General features: G+C 36.9%; 18 protein-coding genes. 10 read left to right on the top strand and 8 right to left on the bottom strand.

Features of this window, described 5'->3' with window-relative positions:
* Positions 1-113: 113 nt before the first annotated feature.
* From BUC16_RS07205 to fbp, 7 genes are read left to right on the top strand one after another with little or no spacing between them, the layout of a single operon-like run.
* Entirely contained in the window at positions 114-1,346 is a 1,233-nt protein-coding gene (locus BUC16_RS07205; RefSeq protein ID WP_073369330.1) for a glycoside hydrolase family 88/105 protein, read from the top strand.
* A gap of 21 nt (positions 1,347-1,367) precedes the next feature.
* Positions 1,368-2,999 carry a glycoside hydrolase family 43 protein gene (locus BUC16_RS07200; protein ID WP_073369329.1) on the top strand — a complete coding sequence of 544 codons (1,632 nt, stop codon included), beginning with the start codon at positions 1,368-1,370 and terminating at the stop codon, positions 2,997-2,999.
* Positions 3,000-3,010: 11 nt separating this feature from the next.
* Positions 3,011-4,093: a pectate lyase gene (gene pelA / locus BUC16_RS17890; RefSeq protein WP_073369327.1), complete on the top strand. Its 1,083-nt coding sequence runs from the start codon at positions 3,011-3,013 to the stop codon at positions 4,091-4,093.
* The gene (locus BUC16_RS17885) at positions 4,060-5,040 is read left to right on the top strand and encodes a pectinesterase family protein (protein ID WP_317614992.1); all 981 of its coding nucleotides are present in this window, start codon (positions 4,060-4,062) and stop codon (positions 5,038-5,040) included. Before pelA ends, BUC16_RS17885 begins: the two co-directional genes overlap by 34 nt.
* A 21-nt stretch (positions 5,041-5,061) precedes the next feature.
* The gene (locus tag BUC16_RS07185; RefSeq protein WP_073369323.1) at positions 5,062-6,411 is read left to right on the top strand and encodes a glycoside hydrolase family 28 protein; all 1,350 of its coding nucleotides are present in this window, start codon (positions 5,062-5,064) and stop codon (positions 6,409-6,411) included.
* A gap of 27 nt (positions 6,412-6,438) precedes the next feature.
* On the top strand, positions 6,439-7,173 hold the full coding sequence (locus tag BUC16_RS07180; protein WP_073369321.1) for a rhamnogalacturonan acetylesterase: 735 nt from the start codon (positions 6,439-6,441) through the stop codon (positions 7,171-7,173).
* 31 nt (positions 7,174-7,204) lie between these two features.
* Entirely contained in the window at positions 7,205-8,224 is a 1,020-nt protein-coding gene (fbp, locus tag BUC16_RS07175; protein WP_073369319.1) for a class 1 fructose-bisphosphatase, read from the top strand.
* 273 nt (positions 8,225-8,497) lie between these two features.
* Here the strand turns inward: fbp and BUC16_RS07170 are convergent, their stop codons facing one another.
* The 8 genes from BUC16_RS07170 to BUC16_RS07135 all read right to left on the bottom strand — a co-directional run bounded on the left by BUC16_RS07170 (position 8,498) and on the right by BUC16_RS07135 (position 17,947).
* The gene (locus BUC16_RS07170) at positions 8,498-8,839 is read right to left on the bottom strand and encodes a hypothetical protein (RefSeq protein WP_073369318.1); all 342 of its coding nucleotides are present in this window, start codon (positions 8,837-8,839) and stop codon (positions 8,498-8,500) included.
* 1 nt (position 8,840) lies between these two features.
* Entirely contained in the window at positions 8,841-9,584 is a 744-nt protein-coding gene (locus BUC16_RS07165) for a hypothetical protein (protein ID WP_073369316.1), read from the bottom strand.
* 685 nt (positions 9,585-10,269) lie between these two features.
* On the bottom strand, positions 10,270-12,975 hold the full coding sequence (locus BUC16_RS07160; protein ID WP_073369314.1) for a DNA gyrase/topoisomerase IV subunit A: 2,706 nt from the start codon (positions 12,973-12,975) through the stop codon (positions 10,270-10,272).
* 26 nt (positions 12,976-13,001) lie between these two features.
* The gene (locus BUC16_RS07155; protein WP_073369312.1) at positions 13,002-14,864 is read right to left on the bottom strand and encodes a DNA topoisomerase IV subunit B; all 1,863 of its coding nucleotides are present in this window, start codon (positions 14,862-14,864) and stop codon (positions 13,002-13,004) included.
* A gap of 102 nt (positions 14,865-14,966) precedes the next feature.
* Positions 14,967-15,650 (bottom strand): TIGR02117 family protein, encoded by a 684-nt coding sequence (locus tag BUC16_RS07150; RefSeq protein ID WP_073369311.1) that lies wholly within the window; start codon positions 15,648-15,650, stop codon positions 14,967-14,969.
* 58 nt (positions 15,651-15,708) lie between these two features.
* Positions 15,709-16,230: an NADPH-dependent FMN reductase gene (locus tag BUC16_RS07145; protein ID WP_073369309.1), complete on the bottom strand. Its 522-nt coding sequence runs from the start codon at positions 16,228-16,230 to the stop codon at positions 15,709-15,711.
* 120 nt (positions 16,231-16,350) lie between these two features.
* The gene (gene ychF, locus BUC16_RS07140) at positions 16,351-17,445 is read right to left on the bottom strand and encodes a redox-regulated ATPase YchF (RefSeq protein ID WP_073369307.1); all 1,095 of its coding nucleotides are present in this window, start codon (positions 17,443-17,445) and stop codon (positions 16,351-16,353) included.
* Positions 17,446-17,596: 151 nt separating this feature from the next.
* Positions 17,597-17,947: a 4Fe-4S dicluster domain-containing protein gene (locus BUC16_RS07135; RefSeq protein WP_073369300.1), complete on the bottom strand. Its 351-nt coding sequence runs from the start codon at positions 17,945-17,947 to the stop codon at positions 17,597-17,599.
* Between the two features lie 141 nt (positions 17,948-18,088).
* Here BUC16_RS07135 and BUC16_RS07130 point away from each other — a divergent pair, with 141 nt between their 5' ends.
* The 3 genes from BUC16_RS07130 to BUC16_RS07120 all read left to right on the top strand — a co-directional run bounded on the left by BUC16_RS07130 (position 18,089) and on the right by BUC16_RS07120 (position 21,336).
* Positions 18,089-19,150: an acyl-CoA reductase gene (locus tag BUC16_RS07130; protein WP_073369298.1), complete on the top strand. Its 1,062-nt coding sequence runs from the start codon at positions 18,089-18,091 to the stop codon at positions 19,148-19,150.
* Between the two features lie 91 nt (positions 19,151-19,241).
* Positions 19,242-20,315: a 3-phosphoserine/phosphohydroxythreonine transaminase gene (gene serC, locus BUC16_RS07125; protein WP_073369297.1), complete on the top strand. Its 1,074-nt coding sequence runs from the start codon at positions 19,242-19,244 to the stop codon at positions 20,313-20,315.
* Between the two features lie 70 nt (positions 20,316-20,385).
* Positions 20,386-21,336: a D-2-hydroxyacid dehydrogenase gene (locus BUC16_RS07120; protein ID WP_073369295.1), complete on the top strand. Its 951-nt coding sequence runs from the start codon at positions 20,386-20,388 to the stop codon at positions 21,334-21,336.
* Positions 21,337-21,345 lie beyond the last annotated feature (9 nt).

The raw sequence follows: 21,345 nt of genomic DNA, 5'->3' as shown, positions 1-21,345 counted from the left end.
TCAATATGGCAATAACTGGTACATTCTTTGATTGAGTTGGCAACGATGGTGCAAAAAAAGTACTGCAAAATTTAGACAAATAGAAATTATATTAAATATTAAACCCTGTTATTATGTTAATTAGAAAACAAAACCTATTCAAGACAGCAATTCTTTTTGCTTCAGTTACACTTTTTAGTTGTAAAACCGTGGCTCAAGAACCCGCAAAAAAGGTTGAATCACAAAATCAAATCGTTATTTCAAAAAACGCAAAATGGTCTGATAAAATGGCCTTGACTTTGATGAAACGTCATCCAGAAAGCTACATGATTGACAATGCTAAAGCTCCAAAATGGGACTACGTACATGGTTTGGTTTTGCATTCATTCGAAGAATTATACAAGAAAAACGCAGACCCTAGATATAATGCATACATAAAAGGATATACCGATCATTTGATTGAAAAAGACGGTACTATAAAAACCTATGAACTAGAAAAATACAACATCGACATGATTGTATCGGGACGATTGTTGTTTAACTTGTATGAAACGACAAAAGACAATAAATATCTGGTAGCGATGCAAACGCTAAAAAAACAATTGGAAGGACAACCAAGAACTAGCACTGGTGGATTTTGGCACAAACAAATTTACACCAACCAAATGTGGTTGGACGGTTTGTATATGGGAGAGCCATTCTATGCACAATATACCGTAACCTTTGAAAACGGAAAAAACTTGAACGATGTTGCCAAACAATTTGAAGAAATTCAATTGCACGCCACTGATCCAAAAACAGGATTGTTGTACCACGGTTGGGACGAGAAAAAACTAATGCCTTGGGCCAATAAAGAAACAGGAAATTCACCAAATTTCTGGTCAAGAGCTTTAGGTTGGTATGCAATGGCTCTTGTTGATGCCTTGGATTATTTCCCAAAAGATCACCCGAAACAAAAAGAATTGGTGGGTTATTTAAACAATGTTTGCGCTAGTTTGGCCAAATTCCAAGACAAATCTGGATTATGGTATCAAGTAACTGACAAGGGAGGTAAAGAAGGTAATTATTTAGAGGGTTCAGGTTCTTCAATGTTTGCTTATGCTTTTGCAAAAGGAGCCAACAAAGGATACTTGCCAGCAAAATACAAAAAATTGGCCAACAAAGCATTTGATGGTTTAACTACTAAATTGATGAAAGTAGATGCTGATGGAACAATTACCATGACTGATATATGCGCTGTTGCAGGACTTGGTGGAACTCCATACAGAGATGGGTCTTATGAATATTATGTAAATGAAAAGAAAAAAGACAATGATCCAAAAGCAACTGGACCTTTCATTTTGGCAGCTTTAGAATTAAATAGATAAAAAAATCACATATTCATACTAATGAAATTTACACAAATCACGTCTCTTTTATTATGCTGCATTTCAATTCAAGCAGTAATGGGACAAGAAAAAAATGCTACTAATTATTCCCAAGTTTGGGTTGCAGACAATGGTGACGGAACATACAAAAACCCCATCATAAATGCCGATTACTCTGATCCCGATGCCATTCGAGTTGGTGACGATTATTATATGACATCCTCTTCCTTCAATTGTATTCCGGGCTTGCCTATTTTACATTCCAAGGATATGGTCAATTGGGAACTGGTAAATTATGCGCTTAAAAAACAACCTCCATTTGACGTTTATGACAAACCAGGTCACGGAAATGGAGTTTGGGCTCCATCCATAAGATTCCACAATGAGGAATTCTATATTTATTATCCTGACCCTGATTATGGAATTTACATGATCAAGACAAAAGACCCAAAAGGAACTTGGTCAGAGCCTGTTATGGTAAAAGAAGGAAAGGGATTGATTGATCCTTGTCCGTTATGGGACGAAGATGGCAAAGTGTATCTTGCCTATGCCTATGCAGGAAGCCGAGCTGGATTCAAAAGTATTTTGGCAATTTGCTCCCTAAATTCCGAAGGAACTCTTGCCAACAATAACGATGATGTCATCATTATTGACGGACACGATGGCGAAGCAACCATTGAAGGTCCAAAATTATACAAACGTAATGGCTATTATTATGTTTTTGCTCCCGCAGGTGGTGTACCTACCGGGTGGCAAACCGTGTTAAGGTCGAAAAATATTTGGGGTCCATACGAAAAAAGAAAAGTATTGGATCAAGGAAAATCAAAGGTTAACGGCCCACACCAAGGAGCTTGGGTGCAAACACAAACGGGTGAAGATTGGTTTTTCCACTTTCAAGACAAGGGCGCTTATGGTAGAGTTGTTCATTTGCAACCCATGAAATGGATTAAAGATTGGCCAGTAATTGGAACAGACAAAGATGGCGACGGAACTGGCGAACCGGTGGCAACTTACAAAAAACCTAATGTTGGAAAAACATATCCTATCGCAACTCCTCCTGATTCGGACGAATTTAATACCTCCAAATTAGGTTTGCAATGGCAATGGCACGCCAATCAACAAGTGTATTGGGGTTTCCCTTCCACGATGGGTTATTACACAATGTACTGTCGCCCAATAGTTAAAGATGCAGTCAATTTATTTGACACAGGGAACTTATTATTGCAAAAATTTCCAGCCGATGAATTTACGGCAACTACCAAAATGACTTTTAATGCACGATTTGACGATGAGCAAACTGGTTTAATGATAATGGGACTTGATTATAGTTATTTAAAAGTAAAACAAACCGCAGGACAACTATCCATATCTCAAGTAATCTGCAAAAACGCAGACAAAAAAGGAAAAGAAACAGAAAGTGATTCCTTCAAGTTAAAAAGCAGTACTTTTTACCTTCAAGTAAAAATAAAAGCGGGTGGCATTTGCAGTTTCTTTTATAGTGAAGACGGCAAAAAATTTACAGCCATTGGAACTGATTTTACTGCAAGAGAAGGCAAATGGATTGGTGCAAAATTAGGCTTTTTGGCTTTAAGAAACGGAAACATAAATGACGCAGGAAGTGTTCGCATCGACTGGTTTAGAATAACCAAATAAATACATTTAAAATGAATAAATTGAAAACAACAATTGTCTTTGCCTTGTTTGCATTAAGTACAAGCATTTATGCCCAGGCCAACAAACAAAAATGGCCTGATATTGTAAATAAAACAGATGCCGCTTGGTTTGCAACCGCTGAAGCAAAACAAATTGCCGAAAACGTATTGTTGTACCAACGCAATATTGGAGGTTGGCCCAAAAACATCCAAATGCAAAATCCATTGACCGAGGTCGAAAAGCAAAAATTAATTGCCCTAAAACCCGATACAAAGGAAGTGACAACAGACAACAAGGCAACAACTCAAGAAATGTTGTTTTTATCTAAAATGTATGCCCAAACACCGGACGAAAGATACAAAAAAGCATTCTTGGCCGGATTTGACTATTTATTGGAAGCCCAATATGAAAATGGAGGTTGGCCACAGTTTTATCCTCTTAAAAAAGGATATTACACGCACATCACTTATAATGATGATTCGATGTCAAACATATTGAATGTACTAAAACATTGCATCGACAAAACGGATTATTATTCGATAAAACCTTCAGAAGCCACTCTTGAAAAAGCCAAAACAGCTTTCAACAAAGGAATTGACTGCATCATTAAATCCCAATACAAACAAAATGGAGTATTGACGGCTTGGTGTGCACAGCACGATGAAGTAACCTTGCTTCCAACAAATGCACGTGCTTACGAATTAGCTTCCTTGAGTGGTCAAGAATCAGCTAAAATCGTGTTGCTTTTAATGTCTCTCGAAAATCCTTCTCCTGAAATTATTACTGCTGTAAACAGTGCGGTAGCTTGGTTCGAAAAAACAAAAATCACTGGTATTAGAGAAGACCGCGTTCCTGTACCCAACAGTAAAATCAAGGAAAAAGTATTGGTCAAAGACCCTAATGCAGAACCATTGTGGGCTCGTTTTATGGAACTTGACAACAATGCTCCTTTTTTCTGTGATCGTGATGGAATTAAAAAATCATCTTATGCAGAAATCGGACAAGAACGCAGAACGGGTTACAGTTGGTACACCAATCAACCTAAAGAAGTTTTGAAAAAATATCCAGCCTGGAAAAAAAAACTGAAATCCTAACTGAAAATTCAGTTCCAAAGAATACCATAATTCCAAAAAATGAATATAAAATCGTCGTTGACAAAAACGGCAACGGCGATTTTACTTCCATTCAAGAAGCCATAAATGCCACCAAAGCATTTCCATCCGAAAGAATTACCATCTTTATCAAGAACGGCGTTTATTATGAAAAAATAAAAGTTCCTTCCTGGATTCCCGAAATTTCGTTAATTGGCGAAAGCAGGGAAAATACAATCCTGACCTATGATGACTATTCCGGTAAACCAGGCGCAGTCAGAATTGGCACATCTAATTCCTATACAGTTTTGATTGAAGGCAATGATTTTTATGCTGAAAATTTGACCATACAAAACACTGCGGGTCTAGTGGGGCAAGCAGTCGCCTTGAATGTAAATGCAGACAGGGTGATTATCAACAATTGCTCTTTATTGGGAAATCAAGACACGCTTTTTACATCCGCGGGAGGAGCAGTGAATTATTTTAAAGATTGCCATATCGAAGGCACCACCGATTTTATTTTTGGAGATGCCACTACTTTATTCGAAAATTGCACCATTCACAGCAAAAAAAATTCTTATATTACAGCGGCTTCCACTCGTCAAGAGAGTTCGTTCGGTTATGTTTTCAAAAATTGCAAACTCACCGCCAATGAAAATGCAACCGAAGTATATCTTGGAAGACCTTGGAAAAACTTTGCCAAAACAGTTTTTATAGACTGCGAAATGGGAAAACACATTAGACCAGAAGGTTGGCACAATTGGTCCAAACCAGATGCTGAAAAAACGGCTTTTTATGCAGAATACAATTGCAGCGGCTCCGGTTTTCAACCTGAAAAGAGAGTGGCTTGGTCACATCAACTAACAAAAGAGGAAGCAAAAAAATACACGATTGAAAATATTTTGGGATTCGATTTTTCGAAAACCATAAAAGAATCCCATTCAAAATAAAACAATATTAAAACCAAAACCATGAAATATAAAATCTTGCTTTTCTTGCTGGTTGCCCTAAATTGTTTTGCCCAAAACAACAACTTTCCATCTGGTAAAGTGGATGAAATTATCAAACGCATCCAATTACCCACAACTCCTTCTTTCAAAATTGAAGTGACAAAATTGGGAGCGAAAGGCGATTCCATCAGCAATGCCAAACCCGCTTTTGACAAAGCAATGGCGCTTTGCAAAAAGAACAACGGAGGTACAATCATAGTTTCGAAAGGGATCTATACCTTGAATGGCCCAATTCATTTCGTCAGTAATGTAAACTTGCATTTGGAAGACGGAGCCAAAATTCGATTTGGTTCCAATCCCAAAGACTATCCATTGGTTCTGACCAGCTGGGAAGGAACGATGCTTTACAATTACAGTCCGATGATCTATGCCAACAATGTGGAGAACATCTCCATTACCGGAAATGGAATCATTGATGGTGAAGCCAAAAATACTTGGATAAAATGGAAACCTCTTGAAAAGAAAGACCAACTGTTGAGCAGGGAAATGAACCATAAAAACACGCCAATCAAAGAGCGTATTTTTGGAGAAGGCCATTATTTAAGACCTCAACTAATCCAGTTTTTCAATTCAAAAAACATTCTTGTCGAAAATGTCCAGATAGAAGATTCTCCTTTTTGGTGCGTTCATTTGCTGAAAAGCAAAAGCATAACCATTCGTGGCGTAAAATACAATGCCCACAACAATAACAACGACGGCATTGACCCGGAATATTCCAGCGATATTTTAATCGAAAACGTCCTCTTTGACAATGCCGACGACAACGTGGCCATCAAAGCAGGAAGAGATGATGAAGGCCGCAGCAATTCCAATACGCCATCAGAAAACATCGTCATTAAAAATTGTGAATTCAAAGGCTTGCACGCCATAGTCATTGGAAGCGAAATGTCGGCCGGAGTTAGAAACGTATATGTCGAAAACAGCAAATTCCGTGGTTATTTAAAAAGAGGTGTTTTCATAAAAACCAATTCAGACCGTGGAGGCTATGTAAAAGATATTTATTTCAACAACCTGGCATTTGGAAAAGTAGAAGATTGTATTTACATTACGGCAAATTATCACGGAGAAGGCAGTGGATTATATCCTTCGAAAGTTTCGGATATTTCATTTTCCAACATTAGTTGTGTTGAAGCCACAAATACGGGAATTGTAATCGAGGGGTTTCCTGATAAAAAAGTAGCCAACATCAAACTGGACAACATAAACATACAATCAGCCAAAAACGGAACAACAGTTACCAACTCCGAAAATGTGACCGTAAATGAAGTGGTAATTGGCGTAAAAGCGACAACCCCAACGGCTGCAAAATAAATTAATTAAAACCCAAAACTAAATACCATGAAATCCATTACCCTTTTTTTATTGTTGATCTCGCTAAACTGCTTGGCTCAAAAACCAACTATCTACGGCATTGGTGATTCCACAATGGCCAATAAAACAAAACCTGAAGAAAACCCGGAACGCGGTTGGGGGCAAATGTTGCCACTATTTTTCAATGACAACATCACCATCGACAATAGAGCCGTAAATGGCAGAAGCACTCGAAGTTTCATCACTGAAAAACGTTGGGACGACATTCTTAAAACCCTGAAAAAAGGCGATTACGTTTTTATCCAATTTGGACACAACGACCAAAAAGAAAAAGATTCTACCCGTTATACCAACCCACATACGGCTTATCGCCATAACTTGATTCGCTTTGTGGAAGAAACCAGAGCAAAAGGCGCAACACCAATCCTGTTTTCTTCTATCGTTCGTAGAAATTTCAACGAAAACGGTGTCTTGATTAGCACCCACGGCGATTATACCATGGAAGCGCGTTTGGTAGCCCAAGAATACAACGTTCCTTTCATAGATATGGAATATTATACTGAATTATTGGAACAATCTTATGGGCCCGAAAAATCAAAACAATTACATTTGCATTATAAAGCGGGCGAAATCCCTTTTTACAAAGAAGACAAAGCAGATGACACCCATCTTTGCGTAAAAGGAGCCACCGAAGTTGCAAAAATTGCCGTGCAAGAATTGAAAAAAACCAAACTAGATATTGTAAAATATATCAAACTCTAAAACAAACAAATCACTCTAAAACCAGTCTAACATGAAAGAAAACAATCTAACTTTAGGGGAATTTATTATTGAAAACCAAAAGGAATTTCAATACTCGTCGGGTGAGTTGTCTCGCATCTTCAACTCCATCAAATTGGCGGCAAAAGTAGTCAGTTACAAAGTAAACAAGGCTGGATTGGTTGACATCATTGGTGGTGTTGGCGAGAAAAACGTTCAAGGAGAAGACCAACAAAAACTGGATGTTTATGCCAATGAAGTTTTTATCCAAACTCTCATCAACAGAGAAATAGTTTGCGGAATTGCCTCGGAAGAAAACGATGAATACATTACCGTCCAAGGTAGTGATGAAGGCAACAACAACAAATATGTACTCTTGATGGATCCTTTGGATGGTTCTTCCAATATTGACGTGAATGCATCAGTAGGAACCATTTTTTCGGTTTACAGAAGAATCTCCGAAGTGGGAACTCCGGTAACATTGGAAGATTTCTTGCAACCTGGAACGGCCCAAGTCGCTGCGGGTTACGTGCTTTACGGAACATCAACCGTTCTGGTTTATACCACGGGTCACGGCGTAAATGGTTTTACCTTGAATCCAGCAATTGGAACCTTCTATTTGTCTCATCCAAAAATGAAAATCCCAGTTGACGGTACCATTTATTCCGTTAACGAAGGTAATTATGTGCATTTTCCAAGAGGCATCAAAGACTATATCAAGTATTGCCAAACGGAGGAAGAAGACAGACCTTACACTTCCAGATATATTGGAAGTTTGGCACCGGATATCCACAGAAACATAATAAAAGGCGGTGTTTATTTATATCCAACAAGCACCAAGTCTCCAAAAGGAAAATTGCGTCTTTTATACGAATGCAACCCAATGGCATTCATAGTGGAACAAGCTGGAGGAAAAGCTTCGGACGGGTTTTCGAGAATAATGGAAATCGTTCCAACCGAATTGCACGAAAGATGTCCTTTCTTCTGCGGTAGCTCCAATATGGTGGATAAAGTAGAAGATTTTATGCTTGCTGCCAAATTGAGTAAATACTAATGATTTCAGATTTTTGAATGATGATTTTAGATTTTAGATTTTGCCTAAAATCTTATAAAAAAAGCTCCTTTTAGGAGCTTTTTTTTATTCTAAACTTAAAGTGACGTTCTTCGGATTTGCCACCCGAGCGATTGCGAACAGGCGAAGCAAATCATCCCAAATACAAAACCATTTTTCCATTAAGCCCAATGCCCACCCGAGGCTGCAAGCCGAACGGACGAAGTAAATCCGTTGTAGTGGCTGTTGGTGGCTGGGCTTTCTGCTTTCCAATTTTCAAAACCCATTTGAAAACATAAAACCTATTTCTTTTCTCATTTTTGTTTTTAAAGTGTTTAGCCTTTTAATTTCGCTTTCGATACGATTTAGTTCTAAATACAAATTTGGAATTTTAGATTTTTCAATTAGGTTCAAAAATTCAGTTAGTTTTGAAATGTCGGCTTCATCTAAAATTGCGGAAACATCTCCATTGATTAAATCTAATCGATGTTTACATAAAGTTTTCATTATTCCAGCTTGACAATTACAGTTAATGCTTATCAAATCTTTATCGATTTTAAAGACTACATTGTAAATTCCTTCAGAGCTACTGCTCTTTATTGCAATACTTTTTTCCATATTATTTTTTAATTAATAAACCGTGTGTATTAATATTAAAACGATTTTTGACTCCTTTAAATAAAACACTTTTTAAATTTTCAATAATCTCTTCTGAATTGTTGCTTTGGATAAGAAATAATTCTACACTTAATGTTGGAGAAATACCAGAATATGATTTTTGTTCTTCAATATTTAAGTTAACAGCTTCGTCAAATTCATAAACTTCTGAATGATAATTATATTTTTCAGACAAAGCATTCTCAATTAGAGTTCTTTTTGATATAACTAAATTACTTACACAATCCATAATTATGGCAAATCCGTGCCATCCATCAGGAATTTTTGATTTTATGAATTTTGAATTAATTTGTTTTGCCGATATAGAAGTAATTACAGGGCTTAATATTTCATTACTATTCAAAATTGTTTCGTCATTTTTCCACAGATACGTAAAAAAGCGACCTTGCGTAGTTTCTATTTTTGTGTTTAAATGAGAACTATTCGGATAGATTTTTTCAAATATTATTTTAGAGTTCCAGTTTGCTCCAAAAACATCAATATCTGATGAATTTGAATTTGTACTTGCTCTTAAAGGACTTTTGACTTGAATTAAAAAATCAATGTCAATTTTTTCTTCTCCCCAATTTTTAGCGTTCGATTTGTTTTTGTAGATAACGTCTCCGTGCTCAAATTTGCATTGCGCAATACAATCTTTGAATGCTAATGGAATATTCCATTCAAACCCTTTTATTCTATTATCCATACTTTCTGTTTCGTTCCTGTTTTCTGTAGCCTTGCCACCAACTCGTTTATATGTGTGATAAAATCACACAAAGCCACCCAATTTCGGGTAGATATGTGTGACAAACGTCACATAATATTTAATTTCAAATATATTGATTTTTTCTTACAAATCATAAAAATAACTTTTAAGTTGTTCCAAACTTTTCGTACTTACGCACGTGTAAATTTCAGTGGTTTACCCATTCGGATTCAGAACTCAAATGAAGGAGCTCGGAGGTTATATGGAGATGTTCATAGAGTCTATTGAGATGCTCCGAGTGTATATGGAGACTCTCGGAGTGTATATTGAGACTCTCAGAGAGTATATTGAGATGCTCCGAGTGTATATGGAGAAGCTCGGAGCTTATATGGAGATGCTATGAGTGTATATGGAGATGCTATGAGTCTATATGAAGACTCTCGGAGAGTATCAATTGAATTTTTGTCATTTAGACGAAGGAGAAATCGCATTAGTTGCTCAAATAAATTGCTCTCGATTATTGCTCTCTTTATGTGATTTCTCCTTCGTGGAAATGACACCATACTAATAATATATCCTTAACTTAATAACATTGATTGCTCGAGTGCGCAATTGCTTCGCCTGTTCGCTTCGCTCGAGTTGTTTTGGCTTTTTGAAACTAAAAAAGCTCCTTTCGGAGCTTTTTTTATTCTAAACTTAAAGTAATCTGGCCGTCGTCGTCCAGTTGAATCTCTCCTTCCTCAATATCGGTGTTTCCTTCAACTTCCAACTCTTCTGGAATCACTTCTTCCGGTTCTTCATAAGGTAAAGGTTCCAATAAATTAACTTGTTTGAGCTTCTCCGTTGTCAATTGATTTCCGAGTGCTTTAAATCCTTTTACCGCAATAAAACTCTCGATGTCGACCGTTTGATTTTCTTTCTGCACACCTTTTACTTTCGCAAAAACTAGTTCGGCAACGGGACGATAATCCGTTGACACGATTTCCATTTGAGATTTAGGATGCTCTGTAATGAAAGTTTCTTCTTTTCCTTCATTTTCTATCAAAAATCGCTTGATATAATAACGCTCTTTTTCACCATCATAATAAATGGCAGAAATTGGTTTTTTAGGATGCCATTTCTCCAAAACGACCATATCTTCATCAAAATGCGTCGATAATTCCGGTATAATTACTTTTAATTTTCCCGCTTGTGAAATCACAAGAATTTTGTCATTTGGTCTGAACTCGCCCAATAATTCTCCTCGGGCATCTACATTCAGTTTTTGAACCGTATCGTCAAACCAAATCTTTCGGGGTCTCAAAGTTGAAATTCCTTTTTCCTTGATTTCGATTTTCTTGATGGGATATTTGCTGACCAAATTCCCTTTAGAAGCACGTCCTTTTATGGCAATATTGGCAAAATCTACGTCCCATTTCAATTTTTTGATGCTTCCTATTTGGCGCAAAAGAATCGTGATTACTTCGGCTTCACCATTAGGATTATGAGTAAAATACAAGATTTGAGAACCTTTGGTTTCATTGGTCAAATCATATAATTTATCGCGTGTAACACCCGAAACATTGAATCGTTTGATATACGCCGGACCTGATTTTCCATCACGGTAGATCATGTTATAAATCGTGCGTTTGTCACTTTTATCAAAAATGGCAACGTGAATAATATCTTTTCCAACGAATTTTTTCTCGTCGACTTTGCAAATCATCATACTTCCATCACGTAGAAAAGCAATCACGTCATCAATATCCGAACAATCCGTAACGTATTCGTCTTTCTTTAATCCAGTTCCGATGAATCCTTCTTCCCTATTCACATACAGTTTTGTATTTCGTAAAGCTACTTTGGTTGCTTCAATATTATCGAAACTGCGCAATTCGGTTTGGCGTTCCCTGCCTTTTCCGTATTTCTCTTTTAACTTGATAAAATAAGCAATTGCAAAATCGGTCAAATTCGCCAAATTAAACTCCACTTCCTTCATTTCGTCTTCCAACTTGGCGATTAAATCATCGGCTTTGTCTGAGTCAAAACGAGTAATACGAATCATCGGAATCTGGGTCAATCGCTGCAAATCATCATCGTTAATTTCCCTGACGAATGATTTTTTGAAAGGCTCAAATCGGTCGTACATATATTTATACAAAGATTCCCTGTCGGAATACAATTTGAAATCGATGTACATTTCTTCCCGAATGAAGATTTTTTCCAAGGTGGAAAAATGCCATTTATTTTTTAATTCCTCTAATTGAATTTCCAATTCTTGTCGAAGCAAATCAACAGTTCTGGCTGTCGAAATTTTCAACATATCCGAAACTCCAACAAACAAAGGTTTGTTGTCTTCAATTACGCAACCCAATGGTGCCACCGAAGTTTCACAAGCCGTGAAAGCAAACAAGGCATCGATGGTTTTATCTGGAGATACCCCCGGAAAAAGATGAATTAATATTTCTACATCGGCAGCCGTATTGTCTTCAATTTTCTTGATTTTGATTTTCCCTTTTTCATTGGCTTTCAAAATACTGTCAATCAAAGTAGTAGTATTGGTCGAAAACGGAATCTGGGTAATCACCAATATATTTTTGTCCAACTGGGCAATTTTGGCACGAACACGAACCCGTCCACCACGCATTCCATCATTATAATTGGAAACGTCCGCAATTCCCGCAGTCATAAAATCGGGGTAAATCTGAAATGATTTCCCTTTCAGTATTTTTATGGAAGCATCTATTAATTCATTAAAATTATGTGGCAAGACTTTTGTAGAAAGTCCAACCGCAATCCCTTCGGCTCCTTGAGCCAAAAGCAATGGAAATTTTACGGGAAGATTATTAGGTTCTGCACGACGACCATCATAGGAAACACCCCAATCGGTAATTTTTGGAGAATACAAAACTTCCAAAGCAAATTTCGACAAACGCGCTTCAATGTAACGAGAAGCCGCTGCACCATCTCCAGTCAAGATATTTCCCCAGTTTCCCTGGCAATCTATCAATAATTCTTTTTGGCCAATTTGCACCATTGCATCACCAATACTCTGGTCTCCGTGCGGATGGTATTGCATGGTGTGTCCAACAACATTCGCCACCTTGTTGTAACGACCATCATCCAACTCTTTAAGCGAGTGCATAATTCTGCGCTGAACTGGTTTAAAACCATCCTCGATAGCTGGAACAGCACGTTCCAGAATTACATACGAAGCATAATCCAAAAACCAGTCTTTGTACATTCCGGTAACTTTGGTAATGGTGTCTTCGCTGTTTTCGTCGTTCTCGTAGAAATGATTTCCTCCCGAAGTGACTATGTCTTCGAATCCTTCTTCGTTCGTGGACTCGTTTAACTCTTCGTTATTCTCGTCTTCGTTTGGAACAATGTTATCTTCTTCTTCGTCTTTCATTTATTGTTTTAAATCGTTCTTAGAATTTAATTTGCTTCTATCGTATCCAATTCTACTTTCAAATTATTGATGATAAATTCCTGTCTGTCCGGTGTATTTTTCCCCATATAGAAAGACAATAATTGTTCTACCGAAGTATGCTTATCCATCATAACAGGATCCAATCGAATGGTTTCTCCAATGAAATTTTTGAATTCATCTGGAGATATTTCTCCCAATCCTTTGAATCGGGTGATTTCTGGTTTAGGTTTTAGTTTTTCGATGGCCGCTTTTCTTTCGTCTTCAGAATAGCAATAAATAGTTTCTTTCTTGTTTCGAACCCTAAACAATGGCGTTTGCAAAATATACAAATGTCCTTCCTTGATTAATTCCGGGAAAAACTGCAGGAAAAATGTAATCAACAACAGCCGAATGTGCATTCCGTCGACATCGGCATCGGTAGCGATTACAATGTTGTTGTAACGCAGGTTTTCCATATCGTCTTCGATATCCAAAGCTGCTTGCAACAAATTGAATTCTTCGTTTTCATACACAATTTTCTTGCTCATCCCATAAGAATTCAAAGGCTTTCCACGCAAACTGAAAACCGCTTGAGTATTCACGTCACGGGATTTGGTGATAGAACCCGAAGCCGAATCTCCTTCGGTAATGAAAAGTGTACTTTCAAGATTTCTTGGATTTTTGGTATCGGTAAGATGCGCACGGCAATCGCGTAATTTTTTGTTGTGAAGATTCGCTTTTTTAGCTCTGTCTTTGGCTAATTTTCGAATACCTGACAATTCTTTACGTTCTCTTTCAGCTTGTAAAATCTTGCGTAATAAGGCATCAGCTGTTTCGGGATTTTTATGTAAATAACTGTCTAATTTATTTTTTACAAAATCATTTACAAAAGTACGAACCGATGGCATTCCTGGTTCTGAACCTATTTCAGTTGAACCTAATTTAGTTTTGGTTTGCGATTCGAAAACCGGTTCCATTACTTTGATACTAATCGCCGTAACAATAGATTTTCGAACGTCGGAAGCTTCGAATGGTTTGTTGTAATATTCCCGAATGGTTTTTACAATAGCTTCGCGATAAGCCGCTAAATGTGTTCCTCCCTGAGTGGTATTCTGACCGTTTACAAAAGAGTGATATTCTTCTGAATATTGAGTTTTACTGTGCGTTAAAGCAATTTCAATATCCCCCTCTTTTAGATGGATAATTGGATATTCTAAATCTTCAACACTGATGGTTTCTTCCAATAAATCTTTCAATCCATTTTCAGAAAAATATTTTTCACCGTTGAAAATGATCGTCAAACCATTGTTCAGATAACAATAATTTTTGACCATTCGAATAACATACTCCATTCGGAATTTGTAATTCTTGAAAATCGTTTCATCTGGTGTAAAAGTAACTTTGGTTCCTTTTCGCTTGGTAGTATCAATGATATCTTCCTCCAAAACCAAGTTTCCTGCTGAAAATTCGGCCGCTTTTTGTTTGTCATCACGAACGGATTCTACACGAAAATAATCCGACAAAGCATTTACCGCTTTTGTTCCGACACCATTCAAACCTACAGATTTCTGAAAAGCTTTGGAATCATACTTCCCGCCTGTATTCATTTTCGATACTACATCTACAACTTTCCCTAACGGAATTCCACGACCGTAATCCCGAACCGTAACCGTTTTGTCTTTGATGGTTACTTCGATGGTCTTACCAGCTCCCATTGCAAATTCATCGATACAGTTATCGAGAACTTCTTTGACTAGAATATAAATACCATCGTCTGCTGAAGAACCGTCACCCAATTTTCCAATGTACATTCCGGGACGCATTCGGATGTGTTCTTTCCAGTCGAGTGAGCGTATGTTATCTTCGTTGTATTGGGTTTGATCTGACATTTAAATTTTGTGGATTTTGTGCTAATGTAGTGTAATTTGATAAAATTAAAAAATGAGAAATATCAAAGTTATTGACAAAGTAATTAGCAGATACAAAACAATTTATTGATAATGACAAAAAATTCCTTTATCAGTTACTGTCCACAAACTTGCCTTTTGATTTGCACTTTTTAATGCGTTATTTGCCCAGGTATTACAAGTGTAGAATAAGTTGTAACTACCCTTAGCTTCATAAAACGCATCCCTGTTTCCATAAGAGTTTCCCGAAATCCATTGTACCTTTTTATCAGCATCATAAGTAAAACTTTCAGAAATATAAGTGACCAATTTTTGATATTCTTCAGTCGAAATTTTGATTTTCTTGCAATCAACACCTGCTTTCATTTTTTTGTAAAATGTGGTATGCATAGCTGATGTACCCAAACCAAAAGCCGCGTTGAAAGCAGTGCTTGCTTTCAAATCCGACCATTCTGGAGTATTGAGATAAAAACCTTTATCTCCCCATCCAAAAGCAAGATAATTTACCAAACTATCTTTTGATTTAGTTTGTTGAAAAAGAATTTCTTTCGACCAATCTTTGAATTCGTTTTTTATTGGAACTACAATATCAGTGTGAACTCCATTCGACAAAATGAAGATTTCAATTTCCTTGTCTTTTTGAGAAACATCCGAGTTGACCGAGATTTTAGAAATTAAAAGCGCTGAAACTACATATAAAACAAGGAAACTGATTATTCCTAAAAGGGTCCAGCCCATGATTTTTAGACTCTTTTTTACTGATATCATACGAATGCTTTTTGGTTTTATGGATGAAAACAATTTTCACGCCAAAAAGAATGTGATTTTAAAAACCTTTAACGATTTCCCTCAATTGTTTATCCAATTCCTCATTTGAAATTTCACCTTTTTCAACATCAAAATTATCGTTGAAACTAGGCAAAGAAAAGGTTGCCTTAATATCTGCTCCATAACGAGGCAAGGCATTTTTGGCAATTTCAAGAACCGACGCTCCACCTCTTCCTCCTGGCGAAGTAGCCATTAGCAACATTGGTTTTCCCTGAAAAACTTTCGCCCCAATTCTGGAACACCAGTCGAAAACATTTTTGAAAGCCGCCGAATAATTTGCATTGTTCTCGGCTAGGGAAACCACAAGAAGGTCTGCACTTGCAATTTTGTCCAAAAATGCTTGCGCCAAGGGATGTTGACCGATTATTGTTTCTTTGTCCACACTGAACAATGGCATTTCGTAATCGTTTAAATCCAACACTTCCACTTCGGCATTTTCAAAAAGACCGGCTGCATAAGTGGCTAATTTTTTGTTGATGGAGTTTTTACTTGGACTACCTCCAAAGGCTATGATTTTCATGGAATTTTGTTTTTTTTTAAAAGTAATAAAAATTGGGACACAAATTAAAAATAAAAAAACTGCCCAATTTCTTGAACAGTTTCTTCTATTTTCTTTATTCTTTTTTTCTCTATTTTCTATTTACACATTAAATCTAAAATGCATCACGTCGCCATCTTTCACAATGTATTCTTTCCCTTCCACTTTGAATTTTCCGGCTTCTTTTGCTTTTGCTTCCGATCCGTATTGCACATAGTCCTCATACGAAATCACTTCGGCACGGATAAATCCTTTTTCGAAATCGGTGTGGATAACTCCTGCAGCTTGTGGCGCAGTTGCCCCAATATTGATGGTCCAGGCACGAACTTCTTTCACGCCTGCCGTAAAATAGGTTTGTTGTTTCAATAATTTATAAGCAGCACGAATCAAAACCGATGCACCCGGCTCGGTCAATCCCATGTCTTCCAAGAAAACTTGACGCTCTTCGTAGCTTTCCAATTCCGTGATATCGGCCTCAGCTCCTACTGAAAGGATGATAACTTCGGCATCTTCGTCTTTCACCAATTCGCGAACTTGGTCTACATATTTGTTACCGTTTACAGCGGAACTTTCGTCCACGTTACAAACGTATAAAACCGGTTTTGTGGTAATTAATTGGAAAGTCTCCATCAAAACCTCTTCATCATTATTTTGAGGGCTAACAGTTCTTGCTGATTTGGCCTGCAAAAGAGCTTCCCTGATTCTGTCTAAAAGTGCTTTTTCGGTTTGCGCTTCTTTATTACCGGTTTTGGCGGCACGATTTACTTTTTCGAGACGTTTTTCAACAGTTTCCAAATCCTTTAATTGCAACTCGATATCAATGGTTTCTTTGTCACGGATAGGATTTACGTTACCATCAACGTGAACAATATTATCATTGTCAAAACAACGCAATACATGAATAATGGCATTACACTCCCTGATATTTCCAAGAAATTGATTTCCCAATCCTTCCCCTTTGCTCGCTCCTTTTACCAAACCTGCAATATCAACGATATCAACGGTTGCCATTTGAACGCGTTCCGGTTTTACCAATTCTTCCAATTTATTTATTCTTGGATCGGGTACATTAACTACACCGATATTGGGTTCTATGGTACAAAACGGAAAGTTGGCACTCTGCGCTTTGGCATTGGATAAACAATTGAACAATGTTGATTTTCCAACATTTGGTAATCCTACAATTCCTGCTTTCATTATATTGTAATTTGTTTAAAAGTGTGCAAATATAAGATTAAATATATGCTTCGTCATTAAAAAACTAAAGATTAATATGGTCTTAATTTCTTTTTACAAAAAAATCCTGAACGCAAATTCAGGATTTTATATAATTTTCTAAAACGATTTTTTATTCGTTATGTAAAAACGCTTGTCTATTCAACAATGTTTCTTCACTTTCTACGTGATTTTCATCAGGAATACAACAGTCTACAGGACAAACCGCAGCACATTGTGGCTCGTCATGAAATCCTTTACACTCCGTACATTTTCCAGGAACAATATAATAAATATCATCCGAAATTGGAGTTTGGGCTTCATCAGCATCCACTTCTTCTCCCGAAGGCAAAATTACTTTTCCTCTTATTTTGGTTCCATCTTTGTATCTCCAGTCATCTGCTCCTTCATATATTGCAGTATTTGGGCATTCCGGCTCACATGCGCCACAATTGATACACTCATCTGTTATTATAATAGCCATATCTAATTTTGATTTAGAGTTATTTAAATCCAAATATCTAAAGTCAATTTCACATTCAACTTTAAGACTTTGGACTTTCGATATAATTATCCTTATTTTTGCACAAAACTACAATCTAAACTATAAATATACAAATTAGTTATGCTACAAAACGATAAAAAAAGATGTTTTATTGAATTGGGGAAATTTTTAAGCCAATTTTCCGAGAATGAAACCATCAAGAATCCAACTGTTTTGCACAACGATTTGTTTTTTGAAGATTTTAATGATTTGATTCAACTGTCTCAATCCCACAACGGTTGGTACACTCCAGAAAACGTTTACTTCTCTATCCAGTCTTGGGCGACAGCTTTAACGGAAGAAAATCTGGAAAAATGGCTTTCTGCTTATAATCTTGAATTAAATACACCCAAAAATGTAGGTCTTATTTTGGCCGGAAACATTCCATTGGTTGGTTTTCACGATTTCCTTTCGGTATTAGTTTCCGGAAATAGTCTTTTAATAAAAACATCGTCAAACGATCAACATTTATTGCCTTTCTTGGCTAAATACCTGATTGCCGTCGAACCGGAACTTTCCAATAAAATCACTTTTGTTGAAGGAAAACTGGAAAATTTTGATGCCGTAATCGCCACGGGAAGCAACAACACGGCGCGTTATTTTGACTATTATTTTAAGGACAAGCCAAGCATTATTCGAAAAAACAGAAATTCGATTGCCGTTTTAAACGGAAAAGAAAACAAAGAACAACTCATCGCTTTGGGCGAAGATATTTTCAGGTATTTTGGTTTGGGATGTCGCAATGTTTCCAAACTTTTTGTGCCAAAGGGATATTCCTTTAACGCTTTTTTTGAAGCTATTTTCGAATACCAAGACATCATTCATTATGAAAAATACGCCAACAATTACGATTACAACAAGGCGGTTTTCTTGATGAGCAATTTCAAACTGTTGGACAATGGTTTTTTAACCATTAAAGAAGATTCTAGTTATGCTTCGCCAATTTCAAGTGTTTTCTATGAATTCTATGAAAACCTGGAAGATTTAAAAATTAGATTAGAATCTGAGAGTGAACAAATTCAATGTATTGTAAGCGACAATTTAACAAAAAACAGCATTGCTTTTGGAGAAACCCAAAGACCTAATTTATGGGATTATGCAGATAACGTCGATACCATTTCGTTTTTGTTAACAACAAAATGAAAAAAAGTTTAATTATTACGAATTATTTAACGCTTATTCGACTCTGATTCCCGAAATTTGCACTTTTAATTTTTTGGACACAATCTATACTATGAAAAAACACAACTACAGCGCAGGACCATCTATCTTACCACAAGAAGTTTTCGAAAAATCAGCACAAGCTATTTTAGATTTCAATAATTCAGGATTGTCAATCTTAGAAATTTCGCATAGAAGCAAAGATTTCGTTGCTGTTATGGACGAAGCTCGTGCCTTGGCAATTGAACTTTTGGGTCTTGAAGGCAAAGGTTATCAGGCTCTTTTTCTTGGAGGTGGAGCCAGTCTTGAATTCTTGATGGTTCCTTACAACTTGATGAAAGAAAATGGAAAAGCCGCTTATCTTGATTCTGGAACTTGGGCAACTGCCGCCATCAAAGAAGCCAAGTTTTTTGGAGAAACCGTAATTGTAGGTTCTTCTAAAGAAGATAATTATACATATGTTCCTAAAGGTTACGAAATACCAAGTGATGCTGATTATTTTCACTGTACAAGTAACAACACCATTTTTGGAACTCAAATGAAAGAATTCCCGGCTACAAATGTCCCTGTTGTTTGCGACATGAGTTCTGATATATTTTCAAGAGTATTGGATTTTTCTAAATTCGACATTATTTATGCCGGTGCCCAGAAAAATATGGGACCTGCAGGAACAACTTTGGTGGTTATTAAAGAAGAAATTCTTGGTAAAAACGGAAGAGCCATTCCAAGCATGTTGGATTATGCCAAACATATCAAAGCAGAGAGTATGTACAATACTCCTCCTGTTTTCCCTGTTTACGCTGCTTTATTGACTTTGAAATGGATCAAAGAAAAAGGTGGTGTTGCAGCAGTTGAAAAACTAAACAATGCAAAAGCTGCTTTATTATACGGAGAAATTGACAGAAACCCATTATTCAAAGGAGCTGCCGTAGTGGAAGATCGTTCGAACATGAATGTTACTTTCTTGTTGAACAACGCTGAACACACTGAAACATTTGATAAAATGTGGAAAGAAGCCGGAATTTCTGGTTTGCCAGGACACCGTTCAGTGGGTGGTTACAGAGCTTCCATTTACAACGCAATGCCAATTGAAAGCGTACAAGTTTTAGTTGACGTAATGCAAGCTTTAGAGAAAAGTGTTCAGTAATTAGTGAACAGTATTCAGTTTTGAAATACCAAATACAATTTTACAATATACATTATACAAATTATAAACAATGAAAGTATTAGCCAATGACGGAATTTCAGAAAGTGGAATTCTAGCCTTACAAAAAGGTGGATTTGAAGTTATCACTACAAAAGTGGCGCAAGAACAAGTAGCCAACTTTGTAAACGAAAACAACGTAAGCGTAGTTTTGGTAAGAAGTGCTACCAAAGTTCGTAAAGATATTATTGACGCTTGTCCAGGATTGAAAATTATTGGTCGTGGTGGTGTTGGAATGGACAACATCGATGTGGATTATGCAAAAAGCAAAGGGATTCACGTAATCAACACGCCAGCATCTTCATCAGAATCTGTGGCTGAATTAGTTTTTGCCCACTTACTTTCTGGTGTTCGTTTCTTGCACGATTCCAACAGAAATATGCCTCTTGAAGGAGAAACAAACTTTAACGGTTTGAAAAAAGCATACGCTGATGGAGTTGAATTGAGAGGAAAAACCCTTGGAGTTGTTGGAATTGGTCGTATTGGTCAAGCCACGGCAAAAATGGCTTTAGGTTTGGGAATGAAAGTTATCGCTGCCGATATGTTCATCCCGCAAGTAGACGTGAAAGTTGAATTTTTCGACGGACAATCTATCACAACCACTATCGTATCCCAATCATTGGAATCATTGTTCAAAGAGGCTGATTTCATCACATTGCACGTTCCTGCCCAAGACGGTTACATCGTTGACGAAGCTGCATTGGCAACCATGAAAGATGGTGTTGGAATCGTAAACTGTGCTCGTGGTGGTGTTATTGACGAAGTGGCTCTTATAAAAGCATTGGATTCCGGAAAAGTATCTTTTGCCGGTTTAGACGTTTTTGAAAGCGAACCAAAACCAGAAATCACAATCTTGATGCACCCAAAAATCTCGTTGACTCCACATATTGGTGCTGCAACTGGAGAAGCCCAAGATAGAATTGGCACTGAATTAGCTTCACAAATTATTAGCATATTAGGTTAATAATTTCAA

Origin of the sequence: Flavobacterium fluvii (assembly GCF_900129545.1) — a bacterium.
Lineage (GTDB): Bacteria > Bacteroidota > Bacteroidia > Flavobacteriales > Flavobacteriaceae > Flavobacterium > Flavobacterium fluvii.
The sequence above is the reverse complement of the archived record's forward strand: the minus strand, read 5'-3'. Positions and strand labels throughout refer to the sequence as shown.